A 25,670-nucleotide genomic window follows, 5' to 3' on the forward strand; every position below is an offset into this window, starting at 1 on the left:
ATTGATAGTGGGGATAGGAACCGATATCGTGAAAGTGGAGCGTGTGCGCAGACTGCTGGAACGGTATCCAAACTTCGTTGAACGTGTTTTCTGCGCGGGCGAAATCACCCATTGCCAGGGAAAAGCGAACCCGGAACAAAGTTACGCCGCCCGTTTCGCCGCCAAGGAAGCCGTGATGAAAACTCTGGGTACGGGCTGGGACGGCATGGTGAATTGGAGGGACATTGAGGTTTTTACAGATAAAAACGGAAAACCGGGCATTCTGCTCAGGGGCGGGGCGCTGGAACGTTTGACCGCTCTGGCGGCAGATCGCGTTCACCTGTCCCTGACTCACGAAAAAGAATACGCGCTGGCCTTTGTGGTGCTGGAAAGGCAAAAGCTTGACAGCTTGCGAGTGTCTGAATAATTTACCAAAATTGAGGTGTTTTATATGCGATGTTTCGTGTTCTTCGGTATTCAGGGTAGCGGGAAAGGCACACAGGCAGACCTGTTAAGCGACAGCCTGCAGTTCCAGCACGTCAGTATTGGCGATCTCTTCCGGGAGCAAATCTCCCTAAAAACCAAGCTCGGTTTGCAGGTGAGTGAGATAATCAGCCGCGGTGAACTTGTTCCCGACGAACTTGTATTCGACATCATAGACCAATCGCTGCGTCCAGATCGCAAGGGAATCATCTTTGACGGCTTTCCCCGAACTTTGATGCAAGCGGAGTATTTGGTGAAGCACTTCGAGGTGAGGCAAGTTTTCTTCCTTGAACTTTCCGAAGCCAAGGCCATTGCCAGGATTTCCTCACGTCGAATCTGCCGTGATTGCGGCCAAAACTATAATCTGGTGAGCGATCCACCAAGCGTGGAAAATGTATGCGATGCCTGCGGTGGGGAACTAATCATACGCAAAGACGATAAACCAGAGGCTATCTCACGCCGTTTGGCTGAATTTTACGAACAGACCCTGGCCTTGAAGGATTTTTTTGCCGAGCGTGGTCTGCTTTCTGAAGTGGATGCCGGCCAGGAGATCGAAGCGGTGGCTAAAGATATCAGTGAAATAGTGGCATCGCTGCCCGCTGAGTGAATATGCGCAAAATCCTGAAGCTGATACTGAGCCCAGTGGAAGCGGCAGCATATTTGCTTGCCGTGTGGAGCCTTTTGGTTCTTTTTCTGGAACCCCTGATCAGCTACTATTCAAATTATCAGTTGGTGCAAACCGCCACAGCCTGGGTCAATCTGCTCCTGCTGGCCTTGGCTATCCTTCACCGCCTGTTGCTGAGGGAAGGACGCGCCATCCCGATTGTGGTGATCTTCGACACGGTTATGTTGGTGGTGGGATTGTTGCTGATGAACTTCAACGCCAGGTTCGTCATTTTCTTCCTGCTTGTCCGGCAAACTTACTTCATACTGGATTTCATCCTCTTCCGGTTTTCTAGGGGCAGAATCTACAAATGGCTGGCAGACAACCCCCCGGTGACCATGATGCTTAGTTTTATCCTGGTGATTCTTATCGGGACCATATTGCTGATGCTGCCTGTGGCATCAACACAAAAAAGAGTGACGCCTTTCGTGAACGCTCTATTCACCTCAACCTCAGCAACCTGCGTTACAGGCTTGATAGTCTATGACACCGCAAACTATTTCAGCAGGTTTGGGCAAGTGGTGATCCTGTTGCTGATCCAGATCGGAGGGTTGGGAATTATGACAGTTTCCACAGCCTTCGCCCTGTTAATGGGCAGAAACATCGATCTGAAGCTCAAGAACGTTATGAGCCAGGTGGTGGGAGGCACCAACAGAATCAACTTGGCTCAGCTCCTAAAAAACATTTTGCTGGTGACCGGGATAATAGAACTGACAGGAGCAGCGCTGCTTTTCAGCAGGTTTTATCATCACCATTCGCTGGCCCGGGCGCTTTATCTCTCCATGTTCCACTCGGTTTCAGCCTTTTGCAACGCTGGTTTCGCTCTTTTTTCGGATAATCTGGTTGGGTTTCGCGACAGCGCTGTGGTAAGCATCGTTATTCCTTTGCTTATCATTTTTGGAGGTTTGGGGTTCTCAGTTATTATCGATCTTTACCGCTATTTCTTCAAGCGCGACAATGTGCGGAAACTGACCCTGCACAGCAAGATAGTGCTGGTAACTACCGCATTTCTCATTGTGGGGGGAATGATCTCCTTTTTTGTGATGGAGTATTACGGCACGATGAAAGGCTTCGGAATCCATCAGCGCTTGCTGAGTTCTTTCTTCCAGTCTGTTACCACGCGCACGGCGGGTTTCAACACACTTGATTTCGGTGCTATGGGTAAAGCGACCCTGTTGGTTAGCATGTTTCTGATGTTCGTCGGCGCTTCGCCAGGCTCCACAGGCGGCGGGATCAAGACTACAACTTTTTCCATATTAGGGCTCACGATGGTCTCACTGCTGAAGGGGAGAAGAGATATCAGCGTGTTCAAGCGGCGAATCCCTTCCAGCAATTTCCGGGAAGCAGCAGGACTGGTATTTCTTTCAGCCTCCCTGGTCTTTTTCATAGTTTTGATACTGTTACTGGTGGAACCCTTACCTTTTGAAAAGATTATGTTCGAAGTGATTTCAGCTTTCGGCACAGTGGGCCTTTCCACCGGTATCACACCTTCACTTTCCATTCTAGGAAAAATTCTGATAACTCTTCTGATGTACATCGGCAGGATCGGTCCGCTGACTTTGATCTACGCTTTCGCAGTTAGAAACAGGAAAACCAATATCAATTATGCCGAGGAAAATATAGCTATCGGCTAAGGGAATAATTATGGCACGTTACGCGGTAATCGGACTGGGCCGGTTTGGCATGACCGTGGCCACGATCCTGGCAGAGAACGGCATGGAAGTTCTTGCCATCGACAAAAAACAGGAACTGGTGGATCAAATTAGCAGCAAGGTCGCGCAGGCTGTGTGCACGGACTCCACAGATGAAAACTCTCTGAGGGACATGAATCTGAACGAAGTTGACGCAGTGATCATGGCTATCGGCAGCAACATCCAGGAATCCATCCTCAGTTGCGCGATTCTCAAGAAAATTGGCGTTGGCATTATCTACGCAAAGATAGAAAACCATTTGCACGGCCGTATCCTTGAACTGATAGGAGTTAAGCGCACCATCCTGCCCGAAGAGACGGTGGGGTCGCAACTGGCTAATACGCTGATATCGAAAAACATCCTGGAGTACTACAATCTAACCAGCGGCCATGTGGTGCTTGAATTGGTCGCGCCCTTGGAATTTGTCGGTAAGTCTCTGCAGGAGTTGGCTCTGCCCACCGGCAGGGGGATAAATGTGATTGCCATCAAATACAATTACCTGACAGTGACTGACGAGGGCAAGAACAAGGTGGAACAGAGGCTGAATGACATGCCCGGAGCCAATGATGTAATCAACGAAGGGGATGTGATGATGCTAATGGGAAGAAAAAACGCCATCGACTCCCTGATCCGGGACGTCGCGAACAAGAGGGACCTGCCATGAAACACTCTATTAGCAAACGCTATCATCTTGCCATATCCATCCTGCTGGGACTGATCCTGCTGGAGACACTCTTGCTATGGATTATCATCAGCCGGAAAACGGATTTGGCCACCATGGTCAATGATCTGCAAACAACCCTGATTGTTTCAGTTTTAGCTATCTTTGTCTGCGGTGTGGTTATTTACAACCTTATTCCGGTGATGCTCAGGAAATCCCTGAGCCGCACAGCCAAAATCGTCAGCGAAATTGCCCACGGTAATTACGAGGTGAATATAGATGGCGAACTGGCAGCCCATGCCGGAGACAGGGATATTGTGCCACTTTTGGAAGGGTTGAAGATAATGTTGCGAAACATCCACGGTTTTGACCAGGCCAAGGAAAACAAGATTTACGAGCATGATCAGCGCATCAAACAGATGATCAACCTGCTGCCCCAGGGGGTCCTGATCGCCCTCAATAACGGCGATATCAGCTATTGCAACGACGCCCTGCGGCGGCGCTACCCCATGTTCAATGAGAGCAACAATATCCAGGACCTGAAGCTGAAAAGTGAATATGACCAGCGAATCTTTCAAAAGATATTCGATTCCCTGCGTTACGGCGATAATCTCTATGACAACAGGATACCCGATAACGATTACCAACGCCTGGCCACGCTAAACGGCGCCATCGTGCGCAACGCTAGGGGCGATTCAATCGGTGGAGTTTATACACTTGTCTTCACGGAGCATGCAAAACAGGATTAAGGTTGTTTTCGACAAAGACGGGACTGACCGTCTGGACAGATACTTGGTAGATCTACGCATCCAAGAGCTATACAGCCGCAGCTTCATCGAGAAGCTGATAGAAGAAGACCGTGTGCTGGTGAACAAGGTCCCGGTTAAGAAGAGTTATCTGCTTACCAAGGGCGACGAGGTGGATGTATCCCTGCCGGAATTTAAGCCTGCAGAGGTTGTGCCGCAAAACATTCCCCTGGATGTGGTTTATGAGGATGACGACATAGCCGTGATCAACAAACCTGCCGGTATGATAGTCCATCCGGGTTACGGGGCATCTGACCAGACGCTGGTGAATGCCATCGTATTCCGCTGGAGGGAGGACCTTTCCAGAGGTCGGGAAGCCAATCGCCCTGGCATCGTGCACCGGCTTGACCGAGGCACATCCGGTCTGATGGTCATTGCTAAGAATGACCCGGTCCAAAGCGCGCTTAACGATATGTTCGCCCAACGCCAGGTGAAAAAAACCTATCTGGCTATAACTTGCGGAATTCCGGACCCAGCCGAGGACAGTATTGAAGACAACATCGGCCGTAGCATCAGCAATCCACGCAAGATGTGCGTGACCCCTGAAGGACGATGGTCGCTTACCAACTACAAGGTGATCAAGTACTTCCATTGCTTCTCGCTGGTGAAGGTATCACTAGAAACAGGAAGGATGCATCAAATCAGAGTGCATTTTGCGCATCGCAACCTGCCTCTTCTGGGAGACCTTCTTTACAACACCCGCAGGCAGGTTCATGCCATAGTTCCGGAAAACTATAAACGAAAAGTGACGCAACTGCTCACAACCCATCTGCTGAGACAGGCTTTGCACGCATGGAGGCTGCAGTTCGTGCAACCAATTTCAGGCAAGCCTCTGGATATCAAGGTAGATCCTCCGCAAGACTTTAATTATACAATGGCCTGGCTGGAGAATTATTTTGGCATTGACACAGACACCAGGGATTTATTCTCGATCCTAAACGATAATGAAGAATGGTGAAAATGACTGAAGTAAAAGGCGACAGCCCTTTTTGCACGATTGCTGAAGCCATCCAGATCATCGCGGATGGCGGAATGCTGATCGTGGTTGATGACGAGAACCGTGAAAATGAAGGTGACCTGGTAATGGCGGCGGACGCTATCACAGCTTCACAAGTGAATTTCATGATTTCCCAATGCAAAGGGTTGCTCTGCGTACCCATGGAAGCCGAATCCCTCAAACGTCTGGACCTTCCTCTAATGACGCGAAACAGCACTGATCGCCACGGTACCAAATTCACCATCACAGTGGACGTTAAGGAAGGCACTACCACGGGAATTTCAGCATCCGAGCGGGCCAAGACCATAATCGCCCTGGCTTCACCCGACAGCAGGGCTGATGATTTCATGCGGCCAGGTCACATCTTTCCGCTCTGGGCTGAAACCGGGGGTGTGCTTAAACGGGCGGGGCATACCGAAGCAGCTGTGGACCTGGTTAAATTGGCCGGACGTGCGCCGGTTGGAGCGATTTGTGAAATAATCCGCGAAGATGGGGAAATGGCCCGTCTCGACGACCTGATCCCTTTTGCCACAAAATACGGGTTGAAGATCATCACTATAGCGGAGCTGATCCGCTACCGCCGCCACCGCGAAAAGCTGGTGGAGTGCGTATCCCAAGCCAAACTTCCCACACCCTACGGTGACTTCGACATCCTTACCTATGTGAGCACCGTGTCTGAGGAATATCACCTCGCCCTGGTGCTGGGAGAGATAAAGGCGGAGGCGGAAGTGCTTGTGCGCGTGCATTCAGAATGCCTCACCGGTGATGCACTACACTCACTGCGTTGTGATTGTGGCGAGCAGCTGAAGCGTTCATTCGAGCTTATCTCCGAGGCCGGAACCGGCGTGATCCTCTACATGCGCCAGGAGGGTAGGGGCATCGGCCTGGTTAACAAGCTGCGTGCCTATCATCTTCAGGATGAGGGACTGGACACAGTGGAAGCCAATCTGGACCTCGGTTTTCCCGCTGATCTGCGTGATTACGGGATTGGGGCCCAGATCCTCAAGGACATCGGCCTGAAAAAGATACGCCTGCTCACCAACAATCCTAAAAAGATTGTTGGCCTGCAGGGCTACGGACTTCAGATTATTGAAAGAGTATCGATAGAGGTAGCCGCGCGCGAAACCAATCTGGAATACCTTCAAACGAAGAAGAAAAAGATGGGGCACATCCTGAATCATGTTTAAACCAAGTTTTAAGCGTCTCTTGACTGAGGAGGTCAGATGCTGTTTCTAAAATCACTGCTGTTTATAGTGTTGAACGTTGGTGTCGGCCTGCTGCTGGTCTATTTTGCCAAGTGGTTTCTGTTCAATTCCACTCAACGCAAGATCTTTGGGGTCAGAAATCCCCTTACACCAGGTTTTGTTGTTCGCAAGCGAGATTGGGTTTTCAATAAAGCCCGCGACTTATTGCATGATTATTTGGAACAGGCCGGCAACCCCCAGGCCAATACCGGCTATCTTTACAACCTTGAAGAGCAGATTCAGCAAAAGGTTTGGGAGCAAACCTCCTTCGTGGACGATTGGCCTCTGCTGCCCGGCGGATTAAAGGAAAGTATCCGCAACACCGTTTCCAACGCCGTGCGCGGCATTGCCAGCAAGATCCTGCGCAAAACCGTGCCCCACTTACTGGAGCATTGGCGCATCGAACACCGCATAGACGAATATGACGAGCAGTTCAACCTGGAGTTTTTTTATAAATACTTCCGCCAATACCTTTATGTGCCGCTACTTAAGATTGTGGCAGGTATAAACCTGGTCTTCGGAATCTTGAACATGATCTTGTTCCTGATCTTGGCTTGAGGCACCTGCAGAGTTATATTGTCTGTGTATCCCAGCCTTGTTTGTAATTCATTCTGCTGGGGACATTACGATTTATGTTTGATCAGGAGCGCAACATAATGGAAGAACAAAACAGCCGGATCCCCAGAACCTTGCCGGTGCTGCACATCAACAACGTGGTGATGTTTCCGCACCTGCTGATGCCTCTGGTGGTAACCGACGAAGAATCCAGACTGGTCATCGACCATGCTTTGGCACACGATAAAACCATGGCCTTTTTCCTGGATCGTGAAAAAAAAGGTCCCAGCGACATAGGCCTGAATGAGATTGGCACAGCCGTATCCATACTCCGGATGCTGCGCAATCAGGACGGATCTATCAGCCTTCTGCTGCAGGGAACCTCCAGAGTCCGCCTTCAGCGCACTGTGCAGAGGGAACCCTTCGTCATGGTGGATGTGGAAACTGTGCATGAACAAATTGAGGAAGACACAGAAATCCATGCCTATCGCACAATAGCCATCGAGCTGATGGAAAAGATAGCCTCTGAAAGCACAATCCTGAACAATGAGATGATCGCGGGCCTCAGCAACGTCAAACAATCCGGACGGGTGGCAGATATCATAGCGGGAAACCTCGACCTCCAGATCGAAGACCGCCAGATAATCCTGGAAACCATCGACCTCAAGAAACGCTTCAAACACCTGAACAACTGTCTGGCTGAGATGATTCGCCAGATGCGGCTGGAAAACGCCATCCGCAGCAACATCCAGTTGGAGATGAGCGAAGATCAGCGTCGTTACTACCTGCGCGAACAAATGGACGTCATCCGCAAGGAACTGGGCGAAAGCGACGAGGTGAGCAAAGAGGTCCTCAAATGGAAAGAGCTCATCGAGAAAAACAAGCTGCCGGATTATGTGGAGGAAGTGGCTTTCGAGGAACTTGACCGCCTGGCCACAATGCAACCTGCCGCCAGCGAATATGCCGTGGTGAGGAACTATCTGGACTGGATAGTGAATATGCCCTGGACCACCTACAGCAAGGACAGGCTGGATTTGGTCAAGATCGAAAAGATCCTCACCCAAGACCACTATGGCCTGGCCAAGCCCAAGGAACGCGTGCTTGAATACATAGCTGTGAAAAAGCTGAAGGGCAGCCTCAAAGGCCCTATTCTCTGTTTTGTAGGGCCACCGGGCACTGGCAAGACCTCGATCGGACAATCTGTCGCCCGGGCCCTCAAGCGCAAGTTTATCCGCATGTCTTTAGGCGGAATTCATGATGAAGCTGAGATTCGCGGCCACCGCCGCACCTACATTGGCGCCATGCCCGGCAAGATTATGATGGAGATTAAACGCCAAAGCACCGCCAACCCCGTTTTCATGCTGGACGAGATCGACAAGCTGGGCCGTGATTTTCGCGGAGATCCAGCCTCAGCCCTGCTTGAAGTGCTTGATCCAGAACAGAACCACAGCTTTGTGGACAACTATCTGAATCTGCCTTTCGACCTTTCCGAAGTGATGTTCATCACCACAGCAAACTCGCTGGACACCATCCCTCCAGCCCTTCGCGACAGGATGGAGATCATAGAATTCACCAGCTACCTTGAAAATGACAAGGTGCAGATAGCCCGCCATTACCTGATTCCCAAGGAAAAAGACGCCAACGGGCTGAAGGAATACAAGATCACTTTCCACAAATCTGCGCTGCAGGAACTGATCCGCTATTATGTGCGGGAAGCCGGGGTGCGCAATCTGCAAAGGCGTATTGGATCCATCTACCGCAAAATAGCCCGGCAAGTTGCTTCCGGGGATGTCCATCCCCGGGTGATCAATGCCAAATCCGTAAAGGATTACCTGGGGCCCCGCAAATTTAGTTTGGAACTGGCCAACCGCAAACCAGAGGAGGGCATCGCCACCGGCCTTGCCTGGACCAGTTACGGCGGGGAAATCTTGTTTTGCGAAACTACCCGGATGCCAGGTAAAGGAACGATCATCCTAACCGGTCTGTTGGGTGAAGTGATGAAAGAATCAGCCAGGATCGCCCTCAGCCATCTGAAGGCAAATCACCAAAAATACGGTATCGAACCCCGTGAATTGGAAAAATATGACATCCACATCCATTTCCCCGCTGGCGCCGTGCCCAAGGACGGTCCCTCAGCCGGAATCACCCTCACCACAGCTTTGGCATCGCTATTCACCGGTCGCAAGGTGAGACACGATCTGGCCATGACCGGCGAAATCACCCTCACCGGCAAGGTTCTGGGCATCGGCGGGCTCAAGGAAAAAGTGCTGGCCGCCAAACGCGCTGGCATCACCCAACTCATCCTTCCCCGCGAAAACGAGGAAACCATCAGCGATTTTCCCCGGGACATCCTGGAAGGAATGGAAATCACTTGGGTGGACAGTGTTAAGGATGTGCTGGACATGGTGCTGATGGCCAAACCCGCACCCAAGGCCGGTAAGCCAGCCCAAACTTGATGGACCGCTTCCCGAACATCCTCATTCTGCTTGATTTGCCGAGGGATTTCATACCCAAGGCCGAGTTTGTGCTGAGGACGTTCTGCAACATCCTGCGCCTGAACCCACAATTCACATACGGAGAGAGGATTGAAGGGGTTCATCTTTATTACGGGCCGGAAAGCGAACGCGCCTATCCAATAAAGATCCACTTTGATCCCGCCACTCCTGATTTTTTCAACCGATTGGAGCTTTATCCCCTGGACCGAGTGGATTTCTGCCTCTATCAGAAGGAATACATACCCTTCCTATTCTCCCAGCCCGGGGCGATTTTCGCCATCGGCGCGCAATCCATGACATTCCGCAAGGACATCGTGGCCAGCGCTTTCTACTTCCTAACCTGCTGGCACGAATACATTCTCAGCCGCCACGGTGAACAGCGAGGACGGGTTGATTACTTTGAATCGCTGCAATACCGATGGGATTTTACAGATATTCCCGTGGTCGATGTCTATTGCCAGATGCTACTCTACGCCATGGAAAGAGCATTGCCTCAATTCATCCGCGAAATCGTTTGGAATGAGGAAAACCGTTTCTGCATATCGCTTTCCCACGATGTGGATTATTGGAACTACTGGGCTGGAACACAGAAGGTTGACACCCTCAAATACAACCTCCGCACTTGGTACAAACGCCCTGTTACCGCCACATTTAAAATCCTCGGCCACACCCTCCATAAAAACCTGATCCACAATCCCCGCCGCCAAATCCGCTGGATCGTGCAGAAGGAAAGGAACCTCGGGGTTAAGGCCACCTGGTTTCTCTTTGGCAAGGGCGATTTTAAGGACAAACGCCAAAACTACATATCCAACCCCAAGGTGCTGAGGCGGCTCAAAGAATTGCTGGCCGGTGAGGAAGTGGGACTGCATGGCAGTCCGGAATCAGCTTTCGACGAGGAAGTCCTCCGAGCAGAGATGGACCGTCTGGTCAAAGCGGGATTTGAGGTGCGCGGATACCGATCCCATTACCTCCATTTCGATTATCAGAAGAGCTTCCGCATTCTCGAAAACGCCGGAATCCTCTACGATTCGACCCTCGGCTACTGGGAAAACATCGGCTTCCGGGCGGGGATATCCTTTCCCTTTTATCCCTTCAACATAGAGGAAAACCGTCCCTTCAGGGTGCTGGAGATACCTCTCATCGTGATGGACACAACCCTCCACTCCAAAAAAGCCATGAACATGAATCCGCTGGCGGCCAGATTAACCCTGCGCCGTTTGATCGACATGGCGGACAAATATCAGTCCCATCTGTCTCTGCTCTGGCACAATGTAACCTTTGACCCCATAGATTTTCCCCTCTGGGCTGGAGTTTACTGGAGTACCCTGCGCCATGCCATCAGCAAAGGCGGCTGGATCACCTCCCTGCACGATATCTGGACAGAATGGACCTATTTCGACTGACCAAGGAAAACCCATGTTCAACAAACTAACCAGCATTCTCTGGAAAGTCTTCTTCGTCATCATGATGCTGTTGTTGTTCATCTTTCTGCTTTTTCACCTTGTCACCAAGCTGTTTTTGTCACCAAGCCGTTACCGCAGGCTAACCTGGCAGATGGCAAGGGTTTGGGGCTGGTTCACGGTGGTCAGCACCGGCACGCGGGTGAAGGTTTCCGGGCGCGAGAACATTCCTTTGGAAGGTCCCATCTGCTTCATGGGCAATCACCAAAGTTATTTTGACATTCCCACCCTCCTTGGTTTTGCGGGCTGTCCCATGGGCTTCATTGCCAAGCAGGAATTGGCCAGGGTGCCTGTGCTCAAGCAGTGGATGGTCCAGCTACCCAGCTTCTTTCTGGACCGAGACAACGCCCGCCAGGCCATCAAAGTCTTTCAGGCAGCGGCCAAAGTGATGAAGGAAGGCCATCCCATGGTCATTTTTCCTGAAGGGTTGCGCGCGGAGCGGGGCAAAGTGGCTGATTTTCATCTGGGCAGCCTCAAACTCGCGCAAATGGCTGGCGCCACCATTGTGCCATTCGCCCTGGACGGCACCTGGCGCATGTTGGAGATCGACGGCGATATCCACGCCGCCAGGGTGAACTTCACCATCCTGCCGCCCGTGAGACCAGGTGATCCCATTTACGACGATAAAATCGCCCTCGCCGCTCATCTGAAAAGCTCTATCGAGGCCTGCCTCACGGATTGAGAGACAGATTTATTCCAAGCCGCTTCGCCCTTATGGGGTATGTTGATATCCTGTTTTTAGCCTCCCGCACAATACCCGCATCGAGTGCGGGAATATGACGGGAGGCAATAGAGTGGCAGAAGATAGAGGGTTAAGGGTGTGTCAGCAGTTCAGAGGCTTCAGGAACTCCACGACCAGGATGGTGGTGTCGTCGTGGCTTTTTTGGGTGTCCGCAAACTCGCCAACGGCAGCCAGGACCGCCTGAACGGTTTCTTCAGGCGAAGAGCCTGCTTCTTTATTCAGAACCTGTTCCAGCCCGTCTGTGCCGAATAGTTTGTCATATCGGTCCACTGCTTCGGAAACGCCATCCGTGAAGACGAGGATTTTGTCACCGGGCGCAAGTTGCAGCACATCGGAAGTGATCTTGATATTGTCAAAAAATCCCAGCGCAGTGGAATGGGTGGTGGCGAATTTGCTGAATCCGCCTGCCGCCTTAAGCTGATATATTGGTGTATGGCCGGCATTGGAAAACACGCAACTTCCGCTTTCAAGATCGATGATGCCTAGGACCATGGTCACAAAGTCGGATTTCGGATTGTTTTCCACCAAAAAGGTGTTCAGGATGTGCAGGATATCCTCCGGCTTGTCTTTATCCGATGAAACTGTGCGCAGCAAGGTTGTCATCATGGTCATGGTCATGGCGGCGGCAACGCCTTTTCCCGCCACGTCGGCAATTGCGAAGAGAAAGTGCTTGTCGTCCTTGAGGAAATAATCGTAGAGGTCGCCGCCAATGGCTCCGGCTGGTTCGAGGATGCCAAAGGCTTTAAGGTTGGCCGGCAACTTTGAGGCATCATCGTTTTTTGGGATAAGGTTGCGCTGGATGATCGAAGCAAAGGCAACTTCAGCCATGATGCGGTTCTTTTCCTCGGTCACTTGCTGAAGGTTGTTTATATGGCTGGTTAGCGAGCTCTTCATTTTTTCGAAGTTCTCGGCGATAACTTGGATTTCGTAAGTGTTTGAATCAATCTCCGGGCCAGACTGCAGCTCGCCTTCCCCTGCCAGTTTGATGGCATCCACCAGTTCTGAGAGAGGTTGGTTAAGGGCACTGGTGCGGTACCAGATCGTGCCTGAAAAGATCAGGAAAGCAAGCACGAAAGCAATCGTGGTGATAATGGAGAGAGAGTGCAAATCGGCAAAAACCTCACTGTTGGGAACCTCCACCAACAGGCTCCAATGATTGGAAGGCAGGGGCCGATAGGCTATCCAGACATCAGGGCCAGGTTTTTCAAAACGGAAGCGCTCAAAGCCGCTTTGGCCACTCACGGCGTTTTTACATATTTGGCGCAGTTCCTGATCGCCGTAACGGTTGGCGAAATCAAACGCGGAATAGTTCATGGCCAGGGAATCCCTGGGATGGGCTACGATCATGCCGTTGCTTGCAATCATGAAGGCAAAGCCGGTTTTTTTCACCCGGATCGGCTTCACGATGCGGTGCAGGCTTTCCATCGGAGTGTCCAAACGGATAATGCCTTGATGCTTGCCTTTGATGGTGAGCGGAAGGGAGTAAGAGCATACTCTTTCTTTGGAACCCAGGTTGTCGAACCAGGGATCGCTCCACCAAGGCCTAAGAGACAGCCAGGGTATCTGAAACCAGTCCTTGTAAAGGTAATCGTCATCTTCTGCTGGGATGCTACGAATCTGCTGGTTTTCCAAATAGAAGGTTTGGGTGCGTTTGGTGGATGGTTTGTCATAGGCCAGGCAAACCGAGATCAGCCTGGGGTTATCGATCAGCAGATGGTGGATGTGACGCTTAAGCTGTTTCGGGGTGTAGAGATCGTCGTTGATCACCGTCCTCAGTTCCTGGGCGATGGTCATGATGTTGGAGAGGTTCTTGTCGATCATCTGCGCGTTTGTCTCTGTGAGGTTGCTGATGCTTTCTTCTGCGTTGCTGCGCATCACTTTGTAGGCCAGTTGGCGGGTGATGAGAAAGGTCACCAGAAAGAGGATCAACATGAAGATGAACATGAAAGAGATGAGCTGTTGCCCCAGGTATTTGGTCTTTTTACTTGTGTTCATGGGGGTAGAAGGTCTGGTAATCAACAGGTTTGTCGATGATGCCACGCTCTATCAGGATGCGATTGGCAAGATCAAAATCTTTGGGATCGAGATAACCAACGCGGGCGGGATTTTCCAGAATACGGGACTTTATATGTTCCAGCATCCAGGCCTGATGCTCAAGGTTTGCCGGTTGATGGTTTTCCCTCAGGTAACGTAGCACCACAGCCAGGGTTTCCTCAGGATTCTGGAAGGCATAGTTCCAGCCCTCAAGGGTGGCGGCTGTGAAATCCCGGCACTGCCGGGGGTGTTTTTCAAAAAAGTCCCTGGTAGTGTAGATTCCATCGTCAACAAGGTCAAAGCCATAATCCGCAAGGTCAAAGACCACCAGGTCTTCTTCATCCAAACCGGTCATGAGCAGACGGTGATACTCATTGTAGTACATGGCGTTGATCATATCCACGGCATTTTCCAGCAGCAGGTTGACAGACCAGTCCATGGGTATCGCTCTTATGTTCAGGCCCAGGCTTTCCAGAAAGAAAAGGGTGTGGTCGCCACCTTCTTCTCGCCAGACGCCAATCTTTTTCCCATCAAGATCTTGTATGGTTTTGATTCCGGAACTCTTTTTCCCCACCAACACCGTGGAATTTTTCTGCGATATCTGAGCCATTAAAACAGCGGGATTTTTGGGATTATGATACTTGAGAGCGGTGACCAGGTTAAAGCTGGCTATGTCGGCGGAACCTTCCATAAGCGATTGGTAAGGTGGATGATCTCCTCCTCCGGGCAGGAACTCGACATCCAAGCCCCGTGCCTGATAGAAGCCTTTTTCCTTGGCCATGTAAGCTCCGGCGAATTGGGCCTGGTGCAGCCATTTCAGCCGGTAACGCAATTTGAAAAGCTCTCTGGGTTGAACTTCCTCCATACTGGGTCTGTTTTTCTTGCTTCTGCCAGAATCAATGCACTTGTCCCCGCAACTGGACAATACAAACAGCATTAGAACCACGATCAGCCTGACCGCGTGACGTATGCCACGATGTTGAGGAAGTTTGGGTTGAAGCAATGGGTTCATAATATAAAAACACTAAAACCTAAGCCAATGTTGGGCCCATAATTGTTTAAGCAATGTCATCCTAGATGATACAATGATCAAGTCAAGGCATAATATACCAAAATAACCACAATTTAGTGGAAATATTTACACAAAGGCGGCAGAAGTCTTTTCTTATCTACTGTTTGGACTTACCGGAAGAATAGGCATGGGCGGCACCAAAGAAATCCCGGAAAAGGGGGTGTGCCTTGTTTGGACGGGATTTGAACTCGGGATGGAACTGCACGCCGAGGTAAAAACCCTTTTTGGGAAGTTCCACCACTTCCACCAAAAGCCCGTCAGGTGAAAAGCCGCTCAGGCACATGCCTTTGGAGGTTAGTTTATCCCGATAAGCATTGTTGAATTCAAAGCGGTGCCGATGCCTTTCGCTGATCCTGGCACGGCCGTAAGCCTTTCTGGCTAGTGAACCTGGCTCCAAATTGCAGGGATAAGCCCCCCGCCGCATTGTGCCTCCGGTAAGTTTCTGGTAGATTGAGTCTTCCATCTTGTGGATAACCGGATGGGGTGTGTCGGCAAAGAATTCTGTGCTGTTGGCGTCTTTGAGGTGACAAACGTGGCGGGCGAATTCTATCACAGCAACCTGCATGCCCAGACAGATGCCCAGGAAAGGTATGTTGCGCGTTCTGGCATACTCCGCTATGGCGATCTTGCCTTCGATTCCCTTTACTCCAAATCCGCCTGGGATCAGGATTCCGTCCACGTCCTTGAGTATTTTTGCCAGGGAGGATGGTTTGAATTTCTGTTCGGAATTCACCCATTTCACCTGCAGCCCCATCCTATGGTGGGCCGCGGCATGGAACAACGCTTCCTCGACGCTTTTATAGGCATCCTGGTGCTTTACGTATTTGCCGCAGACGGCGATGGTGACTTTTTGCTCCCAACTGGTGCTGTTTTGCAGGAACTTGTTCCAGGCGGTCAGGCGCAGAGGCTTGCATTCCAATCCGAAGTGACGGCATATGATCTTGTGCAGATTGGCATTCTTGAAGGTGATGGGGCATTCGTAAACGCTTTTTACATCGATGGCGTTGATCACATTGGCACGGGGCACGTTTGTGAAGAGGGCGATCTTGTCGTAAATCTCGCTTTCAAAAGGTTTTTCCGAGCGGCAGAGCAGTATCTCAGGCTGGATTCCGATCTCACGCAGCTTGTAGGCGCTGTGTTGGGAGGGTTTGGTCTTCAGTTCGCCCGCTGCGTGGATAAATGGAATATAGGTAAGCATCACGTAGAGGGTGTTCTGCAGGCCAAGGTCCAGTCGCAACTGGCGCACGGCTTCTAGAAAAGGAAGGATTTCGATGTCGCCGACGGTTCCGCCGATTTCGGTGATGATGATATCGTAATCGGCATCCAGTTTTTGGATGCGGCGCTTTATCTCATCCGTCACGTGCGGAATCACCTGCACTGTTTTACCCTTATAAATTCCCTTCCTTTCGTTCTGCAGCACCCTTTCGTAGATTTGGCCGGCTGAACAGCTCGAGTGTCGGGTTAGGGCTTCATCCACAAAACGTTCATAATGACCCAGGTCGAGGTCGGTCTCGGCGCCGTCGTCAGTAACGAAAACTTCGCCGTGCTGGAAGGGGCTCATTGTGCCGGGGTCCACATTCAGGTAGGGATCAAATTTCTGGGTTGCCACGCGGTAACCCATTGATTTAAGAAGCAAACCGATGGAGGCGGTGGCGATCCCCTTGCCAAGGGAAGATAGAACGCCGCCTATCACGAAGATGTATTTTGCCATAGATCCTCAGTAAAGCATAGCTGTCCGGGGCTGGAAATCCAGCCCCGGCAGACGGTTCATTTATATTCAGGCCAGCTTTTTAAGCTCGGCCAGCGATTCTTTTATAGCCTGCACCGTGAAGGCGAGGTCGGCGTCGGTGTGACGGTAGCAGATGTAGCCGTGATGATAAGGCTGAAGGAAAACACCCCGGCGGATGAGCTGGGTGTAAAACTCCACCCGCAGCTTTTTGTAGAGGCCTTCTTCATCTCTTGGGAATGTGATGAAGGGCATCCACGGCGAGCCGGAAAAACGGGCTGGAATGCCGGATTCAGCCACCACTTTTTCCACATCTTCACCGAACTTTTTGCCTTTGGCCGCCACCACATCCAGAATCTTGTCACGCTGAAGGATCTCGATGGTCTTCAGGGCCGCAATCTGGGCATCTGAATTGGGGAAGAAGGTGGAGGAGAGGAAGACGTCCTTGGTTAGGACATCCATGACCTCCCGCTTGCCCACCAGCGCTGCGATCGGATAGCCGTTGGCCATTGCCTTGCCGAAGGTTGAGAGGTCTGGAGTTACTCCAAATAATTCCTGCGCGCCACCAAGGGAACAGCGGAAACCGCTACGGATTTCGTCGAAGATCAGCACGCAGCCATATTTGTCTGCCAGTTTGCGCACGCCTTCCAGGTATCCCGGCTTGGGCATCTGCACTTCAGCTGCCAGGGGATGGCCAACCGGGGTCACGATGATGGCGGCCATATCGTTGGCATTGGCTTTCAGGATGTCTTCCAGTTGGTCGAGGTCATTGTAGTGGAATTCGATGACGTCTTCGTAGAATTTCTCTGGGATGCCGCCTTTCACTTCCACGCACCAGTCGTGCCAGCCGTGATAGCCACAGCGTGCAACTTTCACCTTGCCGGTGTAAGCTCGGGCAACGCGGATGGAGATGGTGGTTGCGTCGCTGCCGGTTTTTACTATCGCGGCCATCTCGCAGCTGGGAATCACTTCCTGCAGCTTGCGTACCAGCTTGTTTTGGATGGATTGGGTGAGTGAGAAACAAAAGCCTTTGTTCTTGATCTGCTCGATCACCGCGTTGTCGATTTCTTCCTCGCGGTAGCCAATGATAATGGGGCCGTAAGCGCAAAGGTAATCTATGTATTCGTTGCCGTCCACATCGCGGATGCGTCCGCCCTTGCCTTCTTCAAAGAAGATGGGGTATTCGCCCTCAACGAAGTTGTAGGGTCTGCGTATGCCGGCCACAGCGCCGGGCACGAGGGTTTTGGCCTCGGCATAGAGAGCCATGCTCTTGTCCAGTTTCAGTTTGTCTGCCATGTTAGTTACTCCTTTCCCAGAGGGTTGCTATGCCCATTCCACCACCTATGCAGAGGGCGGCAAGGCCTTTATTGAGGTTGCGTTTGCCCATTTCATGCAGCAGGGTAACGATGATGCGGGCTCCGCTGGAGCCGATGGGATGTCCCAAAGCGATGGCTCCGCCGTTGACGTTAACTTTGTCCATATCCAGTTTGCCCACGCCTTCCATTTCCAATCCTTTGAAAACAGCCAGGGATTGAGCGGCAAAGGCTTCGTTGAGCTCAGCCAGTTCGATGTCTTCAAGTTTCCAGCCGGTTTTGGCCAGCAGGTTCTTTATCGCCGGAACCGGCCCATATCCCATAATGGCGGGGTCCACACCTCCGGAGGCGTTGCCGACCAGAGTGGCAAGGATGGGCAGATTTAGTTCCAGGGCTTTTTCTTCGCTCATCAGCAAAAGAATGGCCGCGCCATCATTGATGCCGGAGGCGTTGCCGGCAGTAACGCTGCCGTCTGCCTTGAAGGCGGGTCGCAGCTTGGCCAGGGCTTCCACTGTCACGCCCTTGCGGGGAAATTCGTCGGTGTCGATCACCAGGGGATCGCCTTTGCGCTGGGGAATGATGATTGGCACGATCTCGTCGCGGAAACGGCCGGAGTTAATTGCCTTCTCGGTTTTATTCTGGCTGGCTGTGGCAAATTGATCTTGTTCCTCGCGGCTGATCTGATATTTTTCAGCGAGGTTCTCAGCCGTCATTCCCATGTGATAATCATTGAAAATGTCGCTCAGGCCGTCACGGATCATCAGGTCGGTGAGAGTTTTATCTCCCATTTTACCACCCCAGCGCGTGTCCATCGACGCATAGGGGATCTGGCTCATGTTTTCCGTGCCGCCGGCAACAACTATGTCTGCTTCGCCAGTGCCGATCATCAGTGCGCCCAAGGTCACGCTTTTCATGCCTGAGCCGCAAACCTTGTTCACTGTATAGGCTGGGATATGGTCTGGAACACCACTTTTGATGGCCACTTGACGGGCGATGTTCTGTCCGTGTCCGGCGCCGCAAACGTTGCCGAGGATCACTTCATCGATCTGTTCGACTTTCAGGTTGGTTTCCGCGATGATAGCTTTAAGAACGGCGACACCCAGTTCCACTGCCGACACATTCTTGAAAACTCCTCCGAAACTTCCGATGGGGGTCCGCTTGGCGCTTACCACAACGGTTTTTCTCATGATTTCCTCCATGTCTGTATTTTGTTTTTTCTCATTTTATTTACGGGGCGGTTTTGGTCAACCGCTATTTATTATCTTTGGTCCTGAAAGCTCGCGATCAAGGACAGTAGAATGTTTGGAACGCTATTCCTTTGCTGCCAGCAAGCACGTTTGAGCAAAGCATTAGGGCACACTGATGGCCTTCACCGGGCAACCCTTGAAATCAGCTTTGTTGCCTGTTTTGCAGATGCTGCAGTTGATGCATTTGGCTGGGTTGATTACCGCCTTGTTGTTAAGCATGGTAATCGCGCCCGTAGGACAGTAGATGGCGCAGAGGCCGCATCCGATGCATTTAACAGCATCAACCCGGTGCTTTGATTCGCTGGTTTCGGCTTCGATTGTGGCAGCGGTTACAGGCTTTGAAGGTTTCTTAGCTGGCGGAGCTTTCTCGGTCTCAGGAGTCTTTTTCAAAGCCCGAGTTTTCTTGGTTTCCTCTATCTTTTCCAATGGTGGATTTGTAGCCAGAATATCAGGTTTCTCTATAGAGGAGCCTAAAGAATCTACAACAAGCTCTGAATTCTGTTCCAAATATCCGGAAGGAACCATCACCCCTGCCACGCAGCGTCGGCAGCCGATGCAATTTGTTTTGTCTATCACTGCTTTACCGTTCTGCATGGATATGGCGTCCACGGGGCAGATTTCCACCCGTTCCTGCCTGGGAAAGATATTCAGGGCGGCCAGGATCTGCAAGGCTATCACGGCAACAAGTAGCAGGGTTATCAAGATCGCGGCTGGTTTTCGCATTCGCGCTCCTCGGTGTAGGTTCCCGGTTTGGGGCAGCTTTCTGCGCAGAGGCCGCAGTGGATGCAGTTGCGGTCTTGCACGAATTCATTTTCAGCGATGTTGATGTTCATGGGGCAGTTGAGCGAACACAAACCGCAGTCGGTGCAGCGTTCCAGGTTTCTTCTGATCTTTTTCCGCTGAATCCCGACCGTATCACCCAGCCATTGGAAGATGTTCATCAAAGCCGCATAAGGACAGAGGAAGCGGCACCAAACCCGATCGCTGAAACAGGAAATAAGTAATACAATGCCCAGGACCAAAATACCCGGCGCGAACAGCTTGGGCAGCAAGGAAAGAGAATAAAAGGGACAGAGCCTGATGAAGAGATAATTAAATCCCAGCAGAGTTAGAACTATTGTTATCAACAGGATGAGATACTTTAGAAAGGCCAGCTTGCGCTCCACGTACAAAGGCGACCTGTGCTTCATCCGATAACTCTTTCCCCTCAGGGAGAATAGCAGTTCCTGGACTGTTCCCAACGGACACAACCAGGCACAGAACTTCCTACCCTGGAATATCGTATAAACCAGCATGGCGAAGCCAAAGACGACCATCCCGGCTATGGCCCAGCCTCCCAACCTCAGGAAGGTGCTGCCGCTGAGACCAAAACAAACCAAAGCGTAGGGACAGGCTTCATGAATGCTGTAGTTTGTGCCCCTAATCACTAGCGCGAGAAACCCCAAGGCAAGCGCCAAACTGGCGATTTGAACAATCATGCGCCTTGTTTGGGCTTTGCTTTTTTTCATCATGGGCTTCCTTTGCTTTTGTAGCAGCGGTGAACTACATCGTTATGTCCACGCTCGTTTCCTTTTCTTTTCAGACCGGACTGCTGTCAATGAAAAAGTCCATGTTAGCATATGGGGGTTCCGAAACCAAACCTGTTTGTCATATTTGAAATACCATGCCGGAGTCGAAGCTCATTCCTGCTTGTTCTGGTTCTCATTCATACTGGGTGGATAACTCCCTCATATTGTATGCGATAGCGTGTGTTTGAAGTTGCCTTGTCAAAGCGGAGCCTACTGGCCGTTAAGGCCCTTTCTTTGATTCCAGAGTTGCCTCCCGCATGATACCCGCATTTAATGCGAGAATCTGGCGGGAGGCGGGAGAGAGGGAAGGTCGCGGGCGCTCAGGACGAGACTGGTAGGATATTGAAGTGAGTTAGCGTTTTATGGCTCTTTTTGAATCAAGTGGATGCGGGTGTTCAGCCCGAAAGCAGTCCGAAGGGCTTTTTCCACTGGCTTGGCCAGCGCCTGAGCATAGGTAGGGTTTTAACTGCCGGTTCACTAAGAAGAATGTGATAATAGCGACTCAAGGGTTTCACAGATACTTTGTGAAATCGTAAGAAGTCATTGGAAAATAAGAAAGCCGCCTTTTGAGAGGCGGCTTGTTGTGATAATTACCAATCCTGTATGAGTTGAATTAATCTTACCCGACTGGGGTATGAATCTGCCAGGCTGAGTGAGGACCGCTCCTTACTCCGGGCGTTGGGCTTGAATCTCGAATTCGTTGAAGAAATGGTTGATGGCAGTGTTGAGGTCTTCGAACTCGATTGAGTGCTTGGTGCAGCCAACACGTGAACAGATGGAGACCTTGCCGCCTTCAAAGAGGTGAAAATCCACGAGAGGGGCCTGGCAGATGTTGCAGTTTTCTTCTGAAGTTAGGTCACCGCCGCAATGGGGGCAGGAGAAGACACTGATCTCGCCGTCCCGGGGTGAAAGGCTGGATTCCTTGCTGTAGCTTCCGTAAAGGGCTGAAAGCCATACACAGCCTTCTTCTTGGCCGGTGCGCGCCATTAGTTTCACAGCGGGAACTTTGTCGATGAGTTTGGTCTCGTCGCCGAGTTCCTTTCCGCATTTGGGGCACTTGAGAGTTAGCTTGTAGTAGTTTTGCATCGTTCCTCCAGGAAATCTGTCGTTTGGTATTGAGTATTTCAGACAATATAGTCGCATTGTTGGGAGTGACAAACACAGTTATGGGGATTGGGGAAATTGTTCAAATGAAAAAATTGCAGGATTGTGATATCGAGGTGGTATATAGCGTAGAGAGCTGTCCAGGAGATCCTGGGAAAAGAACTCGCTTTTTGCGTTAAATCAATAAAAGCTTGACAAATAACGGTAGATACAGGATTAAGACTCTCAGAAACCAAAACTAAAGGAGAATTAAATGCGTAAATTCTTTATACTGATGATTATCGCAACTCTCGCCTTGGGCTTGTTCCTCACCGGCTGTGAGAACATTACCGAGCCTGAAGACGCCAAATGGTCCGTGATGGCCATTGCCGGCCCCGAAGGCAAAGAAGACAGCCACATCGTTACTGTGATGTGGATTGGCCCCATGGGCGATTATGTCGAGCCCACCACGCTTGAACTCAAGATCGGTGGCGAGACCGTCGCGCTTTCTGCTTGGGGCGATTTCTGGACGGGTGGGACAAACCTTACTCCCGGCAACGCCTACTACTTCCAGCTTATAGTGGACGGAGAAACCGTCGTCAACACCCGCCAAACGATTGTTTACAATGCCGACGGGACTTTCCCGCTCACCTTCAACCCCGCCCAAAGCGCTTACATTTACTGGACCCTCGAAGCCAGCAACCAAAGCCAGACCGCTTCTGCCTACGCCTTCGATCCGGACGATCCCTACGATGACGAAGTTGCCGATGTTGATTTGGCTGCTTCAGTCCGCGAATACACCTTCCCCGCGAACGTCGTGCAGGACCATGGAGACGGTTCCCTATACTCCCTTGAGATCACCCAGATGAACCACAAGTATGTGGATAATGTTATGGTTGCCACCGCCCAGAGCGATTGGCAGGATTACGGCGATGCTAAGATCGACCGCTTCTCACCTGCCCGTTTGGCCAACTACGTCCGCCGCCTCACCGAGCGCGCCCTGTCCAGATAAGTCTTATCTTTCAAATTAAATACAAGCCGGAGATGTTATTCTCCGGCTTGTTTCTTTTATCCTGTATAACTGGACGATCCCACTGACTCGAAAGCGCAGATTTCCTCTATTGGGCAATAATTGATTACTGACGTAGGGGAGTGGACTGGAGATTTTGCCAGGCTTGGCGAATGGCCTCTTCAGCGGCGGGAAAATCCTCCCGTGAGCGCACCCAAATCTCAGGTCCATAGATGGCGGTGAGCCTGCTGAAGGGATGGGGGAGGCGAAAGAGGTCCCAAGAATCCAACTGCCACATCCGGCTGGCGGAGGCGACCACTGGAATGATGGGGACCTGAGCCAGCAGAGCAAGTTGGAGAATTCCGGGCTGAACTGATCCGGCAGGGCCTTTGGGGCCGTCTGGCGTTAGTGCCAGGCTACGTTCACGGGCCAGTCTAACCATAACTTTCAAAGCCTGGGAGCCGCTTCTGGAGGTTGAGCCGCGCACCGGGAAAAAACCCAGGCGGGCCAGAGGGCGGGCGATGAGTTCTCCATCCCGGGAGCGAGAGACCATCACGGCGATATCATGATCTATCCTCTGCAAGGTGAGCAGCAGCAAATCTCGGTGCTGAAGCGCGTAAACGCAAGGATGGCCAATGGGAGGTTGATTCAGTGCTACTACACGCAGGGTGCGGCGCCACAAACGCAGCAGCAAAGCGCCAAGAACACCCTCCAGCCTCAATAGCAGTTCAGACATGGACGTCCAGAAGGTCTTTCGCCAAGCGCGGCATTTCCAGGCTGGGATACGGTTCGGACAATGAAGTCTGAAGCTTGAGCAGTTCAAGCTTTATTTCCTGTAACCGGTCTTGGTCAGACAGCAGGCTGAGTGCTGTCCGGACGATGTTTTCGGGTGTGCAGGCGGATTGGATCAGCTCAGGCAAGAGGTTTTGGTCCAGCAGGATGTTGGGAAGTCCAACGCGCTTGATTTGCACCAGGCGGCGGCCGATGGCATAGGAGAAGGCGGAAGTTTTGTAGCAGATCAGCATTGGAGTGCCGATAAAGGCAGCTTCCAGGGTGGCCGTGCCGGATGTGCAGACCAGCAAATCGGCATGGCGCATCAAATCGTAGCGGTAGCCGTCGATTACCTTCAGTCCCGCGGTCCGGGTGTTTTCAAGCAGTGACGTGAAGAGACCGTGAGAAACGGTGAGGGCTTTGGAAACAAGGAGTTCGAAACCTTGGGAGGCCAGTTTCCGTGCCGCTTTCAGATAGACAGGCAGCATCCGGCTTATTTCATTGTCGCGGCTGCCGGGAAAAAAGCCAATCCAGCGTTTGGCAGGATCGAGACCATATAAACTGGCAAAGCTGTCACGGTCGAGTTCAAAACTTATTTCCTCCGCGATGGGATGGCCCACATAGGTGGCAGCAACATTGTGCCTAGCCAGCAATTCCGGCTCAAATGGCAGGATGCAGGCTACGTGGCGAACGTGGTCACGCAGTTGGAAAACTCGGTTGTGTTTCCAAGCCCAAAACTGGGGGCAGATATAGTAAAGCACAGGCACGCGATGTGAATCTGCCAGACGGGCGATGCGTAAGTTGAAGCCGGGATAATCCACCAAAATGGCCAAATCAGGCCGATCGTCCCTGAAAAAAGTGTCCAGAAAACGTTCCACTTTCCAGAAAAAGCCCAGACGGCCAAGCACTTCCGCAAAGCCCATCACGTTGAATCTGGAGAAGGGAAATAACGGTTTTAAGCCCTCGCGTTGCATTCTGGGCCCGCCGATGCCGCTGTGGCGCAGGCCGGGAATGGCGGCGTTGAGGCTTTTCATCACCAAGCTGGCATGCAGGTCGCCGGAGTTTTCACCAGCCAGCCAGAAGATGTGAAAAGCGGGGGAGCCCATGATTCAGAATATTGTGGTGCCCAGCAAAGTGATCAGCGTAACGGCGATTGCAGCCAGCAGCACACCGAGGAAGACACAGACAAAGGACTTCCAGAAATCAAGTCCAAAGATCTTGGCAGCCACCGCTCCGGTCCAACCTCCCGTGCCGGGCAGGGGGATACCCACAAATATGATCAGGCCGAGCTCCGCGTAACGTTCCACCACCTTGCCCTTGCTGCGAGTGCGGGCGTAGAGCCAGTCGGTGAACTTCTTGCCCCAGCGGAAGCGGGAAATCCGCTTCAGAAACCACTCCAGAAAGAGAAGCAGAAAGGGAATAGGAATCATGTTACCCAATATCGACAGCAACACTGCCTCCTGCCAGGACATGCCAAAAAGCGCAATGGCAACCGGGATGGCCCCACGCAGTTCAACAACGGGCAACATTGAGATAATCACCACAATTAGCCAGGGACTCACACCACGGGCCCGCAATGAAGCGGCGGTGCGCGAGCCGAAGGATTCAGCGCCCAGCAGGCTGAAGCTGAGCAGCAGGACTGTCACAAGGACCAAAGCGCGAAGTTTCGGTTTCAAGCGGTCTTCCTATTCATCATTTTATAGCGAGAATCCATATTTGGCTATGTGGAGATTTTGACAAGGGAAATTCCGGCGCACAGCCTGAAATTGAGCTTGCGATCCTGTCGGGCCGTTAAGGCCTTGTCATGGGCCGCGAATGCGCCTCCCGCATTATCCCCGCATTCGATACGGGAATAGTACGGGAGGCGGGGGAGAGGTATAGACTCGGGCGCTAAGGGTGTGACCGGCATGATATGGTTGTGAGTAAACAATTAATACCATTTCGCTTGCATAAATACTAGAATTGATTATCCTGTCTCTGTATTCATATCACTGGAGGTAGTGATGAGAAAGATTCAAGTAAGCGACACCTTGCCGGCATCAGAACTCAAACGTCGGATGCTAAGTAGCA

The 25,670-nt window shown here is 51.7% G+C and carries 23 protein-coding genes; 12 read left to right on the forward strand and 11 right to left on the reverse strand.

The annotated features are described in order from the left end of the window. The first annotated feature begins 1 nt into the window (after position 1). The 11 genes from GX466_02995 to GX466_03045 all read left to right on the forward strand — a co-directional run bounded on the left by GX466_02995 (position 2) and on the right by GX466_03045 (position 11,717). A complete protein-coding gene (locus tag GX466_02995) occupies positions 2 to 406 on the forward strand; it encodes a holo-ACP synthase (protein ID NLH93173.1) in 405 nt (134 codons plus the stop codon). A 24-nt stretch (positions 407 to 430) separates the two neighbouring features. Next, positions 431 to 1,069, forward strand: coding sequence for a nucleoside monophosphate kinase (locus GX466_03000; GenBank protein ID NLH93174.1), 639 nt, complete (start codon positions 431 to 433; stop codon positions 1,067 to 1,069). A gap of 2 nt (positions 1,070 to 1,071) precedes the next feature. Then, entirely contained in the window at positions 1,072 to 2,760 is a 1,689-nt protein-coding gene (locus tag GX466_03005) for a potassium transporter Trk (protein ID NLH93175.1), read from the forward strand. Between the two features lie 10 nt (positions 2,761 to 2,770). Then, a complete protein-coding gene (locus GX466_03010; protein NLH93176.1) occupies positions 2,771 to 3,481 on the forward strand; it encodes a TrkA family potassium uptake protein in 711 nt (236 codons plus the stop codon). After that, positions 3,478 to 4,227, forward strand: a complete 750-nt coding sequence (locus GX466_03015; GenBank protein ID NLH93177.1) for a hypothetical protein — start codon at positions 3,478 to 3,480, stop codon at positions 4,225 to 4,227. Before GX466_03010 ends, GX466_03015 begins: the two co-directional genes overlap by 4 nt. Next, a complete protein-coding gene (locus GX466_03020) occupies positions 4,211 to 5,242 on the forward strand; it encodes an RluA family pseudouridine synthase (protein ID NLH93178.1) in 1,032 nt (343 codons plus the stop codon). The genes GX466_03015 and GX466_03020 overlap by 17 nt, the downstream gene beginning before the upstream one ends. A gap of 2 nt (positions 5,243 to 5,244) precedes the next feature. Then, positions 5,245 to 6,468 (forward strand): bifunctional 3,4-dihydroxy-2-butanone-4-phosphate synthase/GTP cyclohydrolase II, encoded by a 1,224-nt coding sequence (locus tag GX466_03025; GenBank protein ID NLH93179.1) that lies wholly within the window; start codon positions 5,245 to 5,247, stop codon positions 6,466 to 6,468. A 36-nt stretch (positions 6,469 to 6,504) separates the two neighbouring features. Beyond that, the gene (locus tag GX466_03030; GenBank protein ID NLH93180.1) at positions 6,505 to 7,083 is read left to right on the forward strand and encodes a hypothetical protein; all 579 of its coding nucleotides are present in this window, start codon (positions 6,505 to 6,507) and stop codon (positions 7,081 to 7,083) included. Between the two features lie 98 nt (positions 7,084 to 7,181). Continuing rightward, positions 7,182 to 9,536: an endopeptidase La gene (gene lon, locus GX466_03035; protein NLH93181.1), complete on the forward strand. Its 2,355-nt coding sequence runs from the start codon at positions 7,182 to 7,184 to the stop codon at positions 9,534 to 9,536. After that, positions 9,536 to 10,978, forward strand: a complete 1,443-nt coding sequence (locus tag GX466_03040) for a hypothetical protein (protein ID NLH93182.1) — start codon at positions 9,536 to 9,538, stop codon at positions 10,976 to 10,978. The genes lon and GX466_03040 overlap by 1 nt, the downstream gene beginning before the upstream one ends. 13 nt (positions 10,979 to 10,991) lie before the next feature. After that, the gene (locus GX466_03045) at positions 10,992 to 11,717 is read left to right on the forward strand and encodes a 1-acyl-sn-glycerol-3-phosphate acyltransferase (GenBank protein NLH93183.1); all 726 of its coding nucleotides are present in this window, start codon (positions 10,992 to 10,994) and stop codon (positions 11,715 to 11,717) included. A gap of 141 nt (positions 11,718 to 11,858) precedes the next feature. Here the strand turns inward: GX466_03045 and GX466_03050 are convergent, their stop codons facing one another. From GX466_03050 to GX466_03085, 8 genes are all read right to left on the reverse strand, one after another. Then, entirely contained in the window at positions 11,859 to 13,772 is a 1,914-nt protein-coding gene (locus GX466_03050) for a SpoIIE family protein phosphatase (protein NLH93184.1), read from the reverse strand. After that, positions 13,759 to 14,676 carry an ABC transporter substrate-binding protein gene (locus tag GX466_03055; GenBank protein NLH93185.1) on the reverse strand — a complete coding sequence of 306 codons (918 nt, stop codon included), beginning with the start codon at positions 14,674 to 14,676 and terminating at the stop codon, positions 13,759 to 13,761. The genes GX466_03050 and GX466_03055 overlap by 14 nt, the downstream gene beginning before the upstream one ends. Positions 14,677 to 14,980: 304 nt before the next feature. Next, on the reverse strand, positions 14,981 to 16,594 hold the full coding sequence (locus GX466_03060; GenBank protein NLH93186.1) for a CTP synthase: 1,614 nt from the start codon (positions 16,592 to 16,594) through the stop codon (positions 14,981 to 14,983). Between the two features lie 66 nt (positions 16,595 to 16,660). Then, entirely contained in the window at positions 16,661 to 17,905 is a 1,245-nt protein-coding gene (locus tag GX466_03065; protein NLH93187.1) for an aminotransferase class III-fold pyridoxal phosphate-dependent enzyme, read from the reverse strand. 1 nt (position 17,906) lies between these two features. Continuing rightward, the gene (locus tag GX466_03070) at positions 17,907 to 19,109 is read right to left on the reverse strand and encodes an acetyl-CoA C-acetyltransferase (GenBank protein NLH93188.1); all 1,203 of its coding nucleotides are present in this window, start codon (positions 19,107 to 19,109) and stop codon (positions 17,907 to 17,909) included. 162 nt (positions 19,110 to 19,271) lie between these two features. After that, positions 19,272 to 19,892 carry a 4Fe-4S binding protein gene (locus GX466_03075; protein ID NLH93189.1) on the reverse strand — a complete coding sequence of 207 codons (621 nt, stop codon included), beginning with the start codon at positions 19,890 to 19,892 and terminating at the stop codon, positions 19,272 to 19,274. After that, positions 19,868 to 20,680: a 4Fe-4S binding protein gene (locus GX466_03080; GenBank protein ID NLH93190.1), complete on the reverse strand. Its 813-nt coding sequence runs from the start codon at positions 20,678 to 20,680 to the stop codon at positions 19,868 to 19,870. Before GX466_03080 ends, GX466_03075 begins: the two co-directional genes overlap by 25 nt. A 723-nt stretch (positions 20,681 to 21,403) precedes the next feature. Further along, positions 21,404 to 21,823 (reverse strand): hypothetical protein, encoded by a 420-nt coding sequence (locus tag GX466_03085; GenBank protein ID NLH93191.1) that lies wholly within the window; start codon positions 21,821 to 21,823, stop codon positions 21,404 to 21,406. Between the two features lie 271 nt (positions 21,824 to 22,094). On the opposite strand from GX466_03085, the gene GX466_03090 reads away from it, so the two are divergent. Continuing rightward, positions 22,095 to 22,832, forward strand: a complete 738-nt coding sequence (locus GX466_03090; protein ID NLH93192.1) for a hypothetical protein — start codon at positions 22,095 to 22,097, stop codon at positions 22,830 to 22,832. Positions 22,833 to 22,956: 124 nt separating this feature from the next. Here GX466_03090 and GX466_03095 read toward each other — a convergent pair whose 3' ends face one another. From GX466_03095 to GX466_03105, 3 genes are read right to left on the reverse strand one after another with little or no spacing between them, the layout of a single operon-like run. Next, positions 22,957 to 23,565: a lysophospholipid acyltransferase family protein gene (locus GX466_03095; GenBank protein NLH93193.1), complete on the reverse strand. Its 609-nt coding sequence runs from the start codon at positions 23,563 to 23,565 to the stop codon at positions 22,957 to 22,959. Next, positions 23,558 to 24,706, reverse strand: a complete 1,149-nt coding sequence (lpxB, locus tag GX466_03100; protein NLH93194.1) for a lipid-A-disaccharide synthase — start codon at positions 24,704 to 24,706, stop codon at positions 23,558 to 23,560. The genes GX466_03095 and lpxB overlap by 8 nt, the downstream gene beginning before the upstream one ends. A gap of 3 nt (positions 24,707 to 24,709) precedes the next feature. Further along, the gene (locus GX466_03105; protein ID NLH93195.1) at positions 24,710 to 25,276 is read right to left on the reverse strand and encodes a small multi-drug export protein; all 567 of its coding nucleotides are present in this window, start codon (positions 25,274 to 25,276) and stop codon (positions 24,710 to 24,712) included. Positions 25,277 to 25,670 lie beyond the last annotated feature (394 nt).

The organism is Candidatus Cloacimonadota bacterium (assembly GCA_012516855.1).
In the GTDB taxonomy this organism is placed as follows: Bacteria; Cloacimonadota; Cloacimonadia; order Cloacimonadales; family Cloacimonadaceae; genus Syntrophosphaera.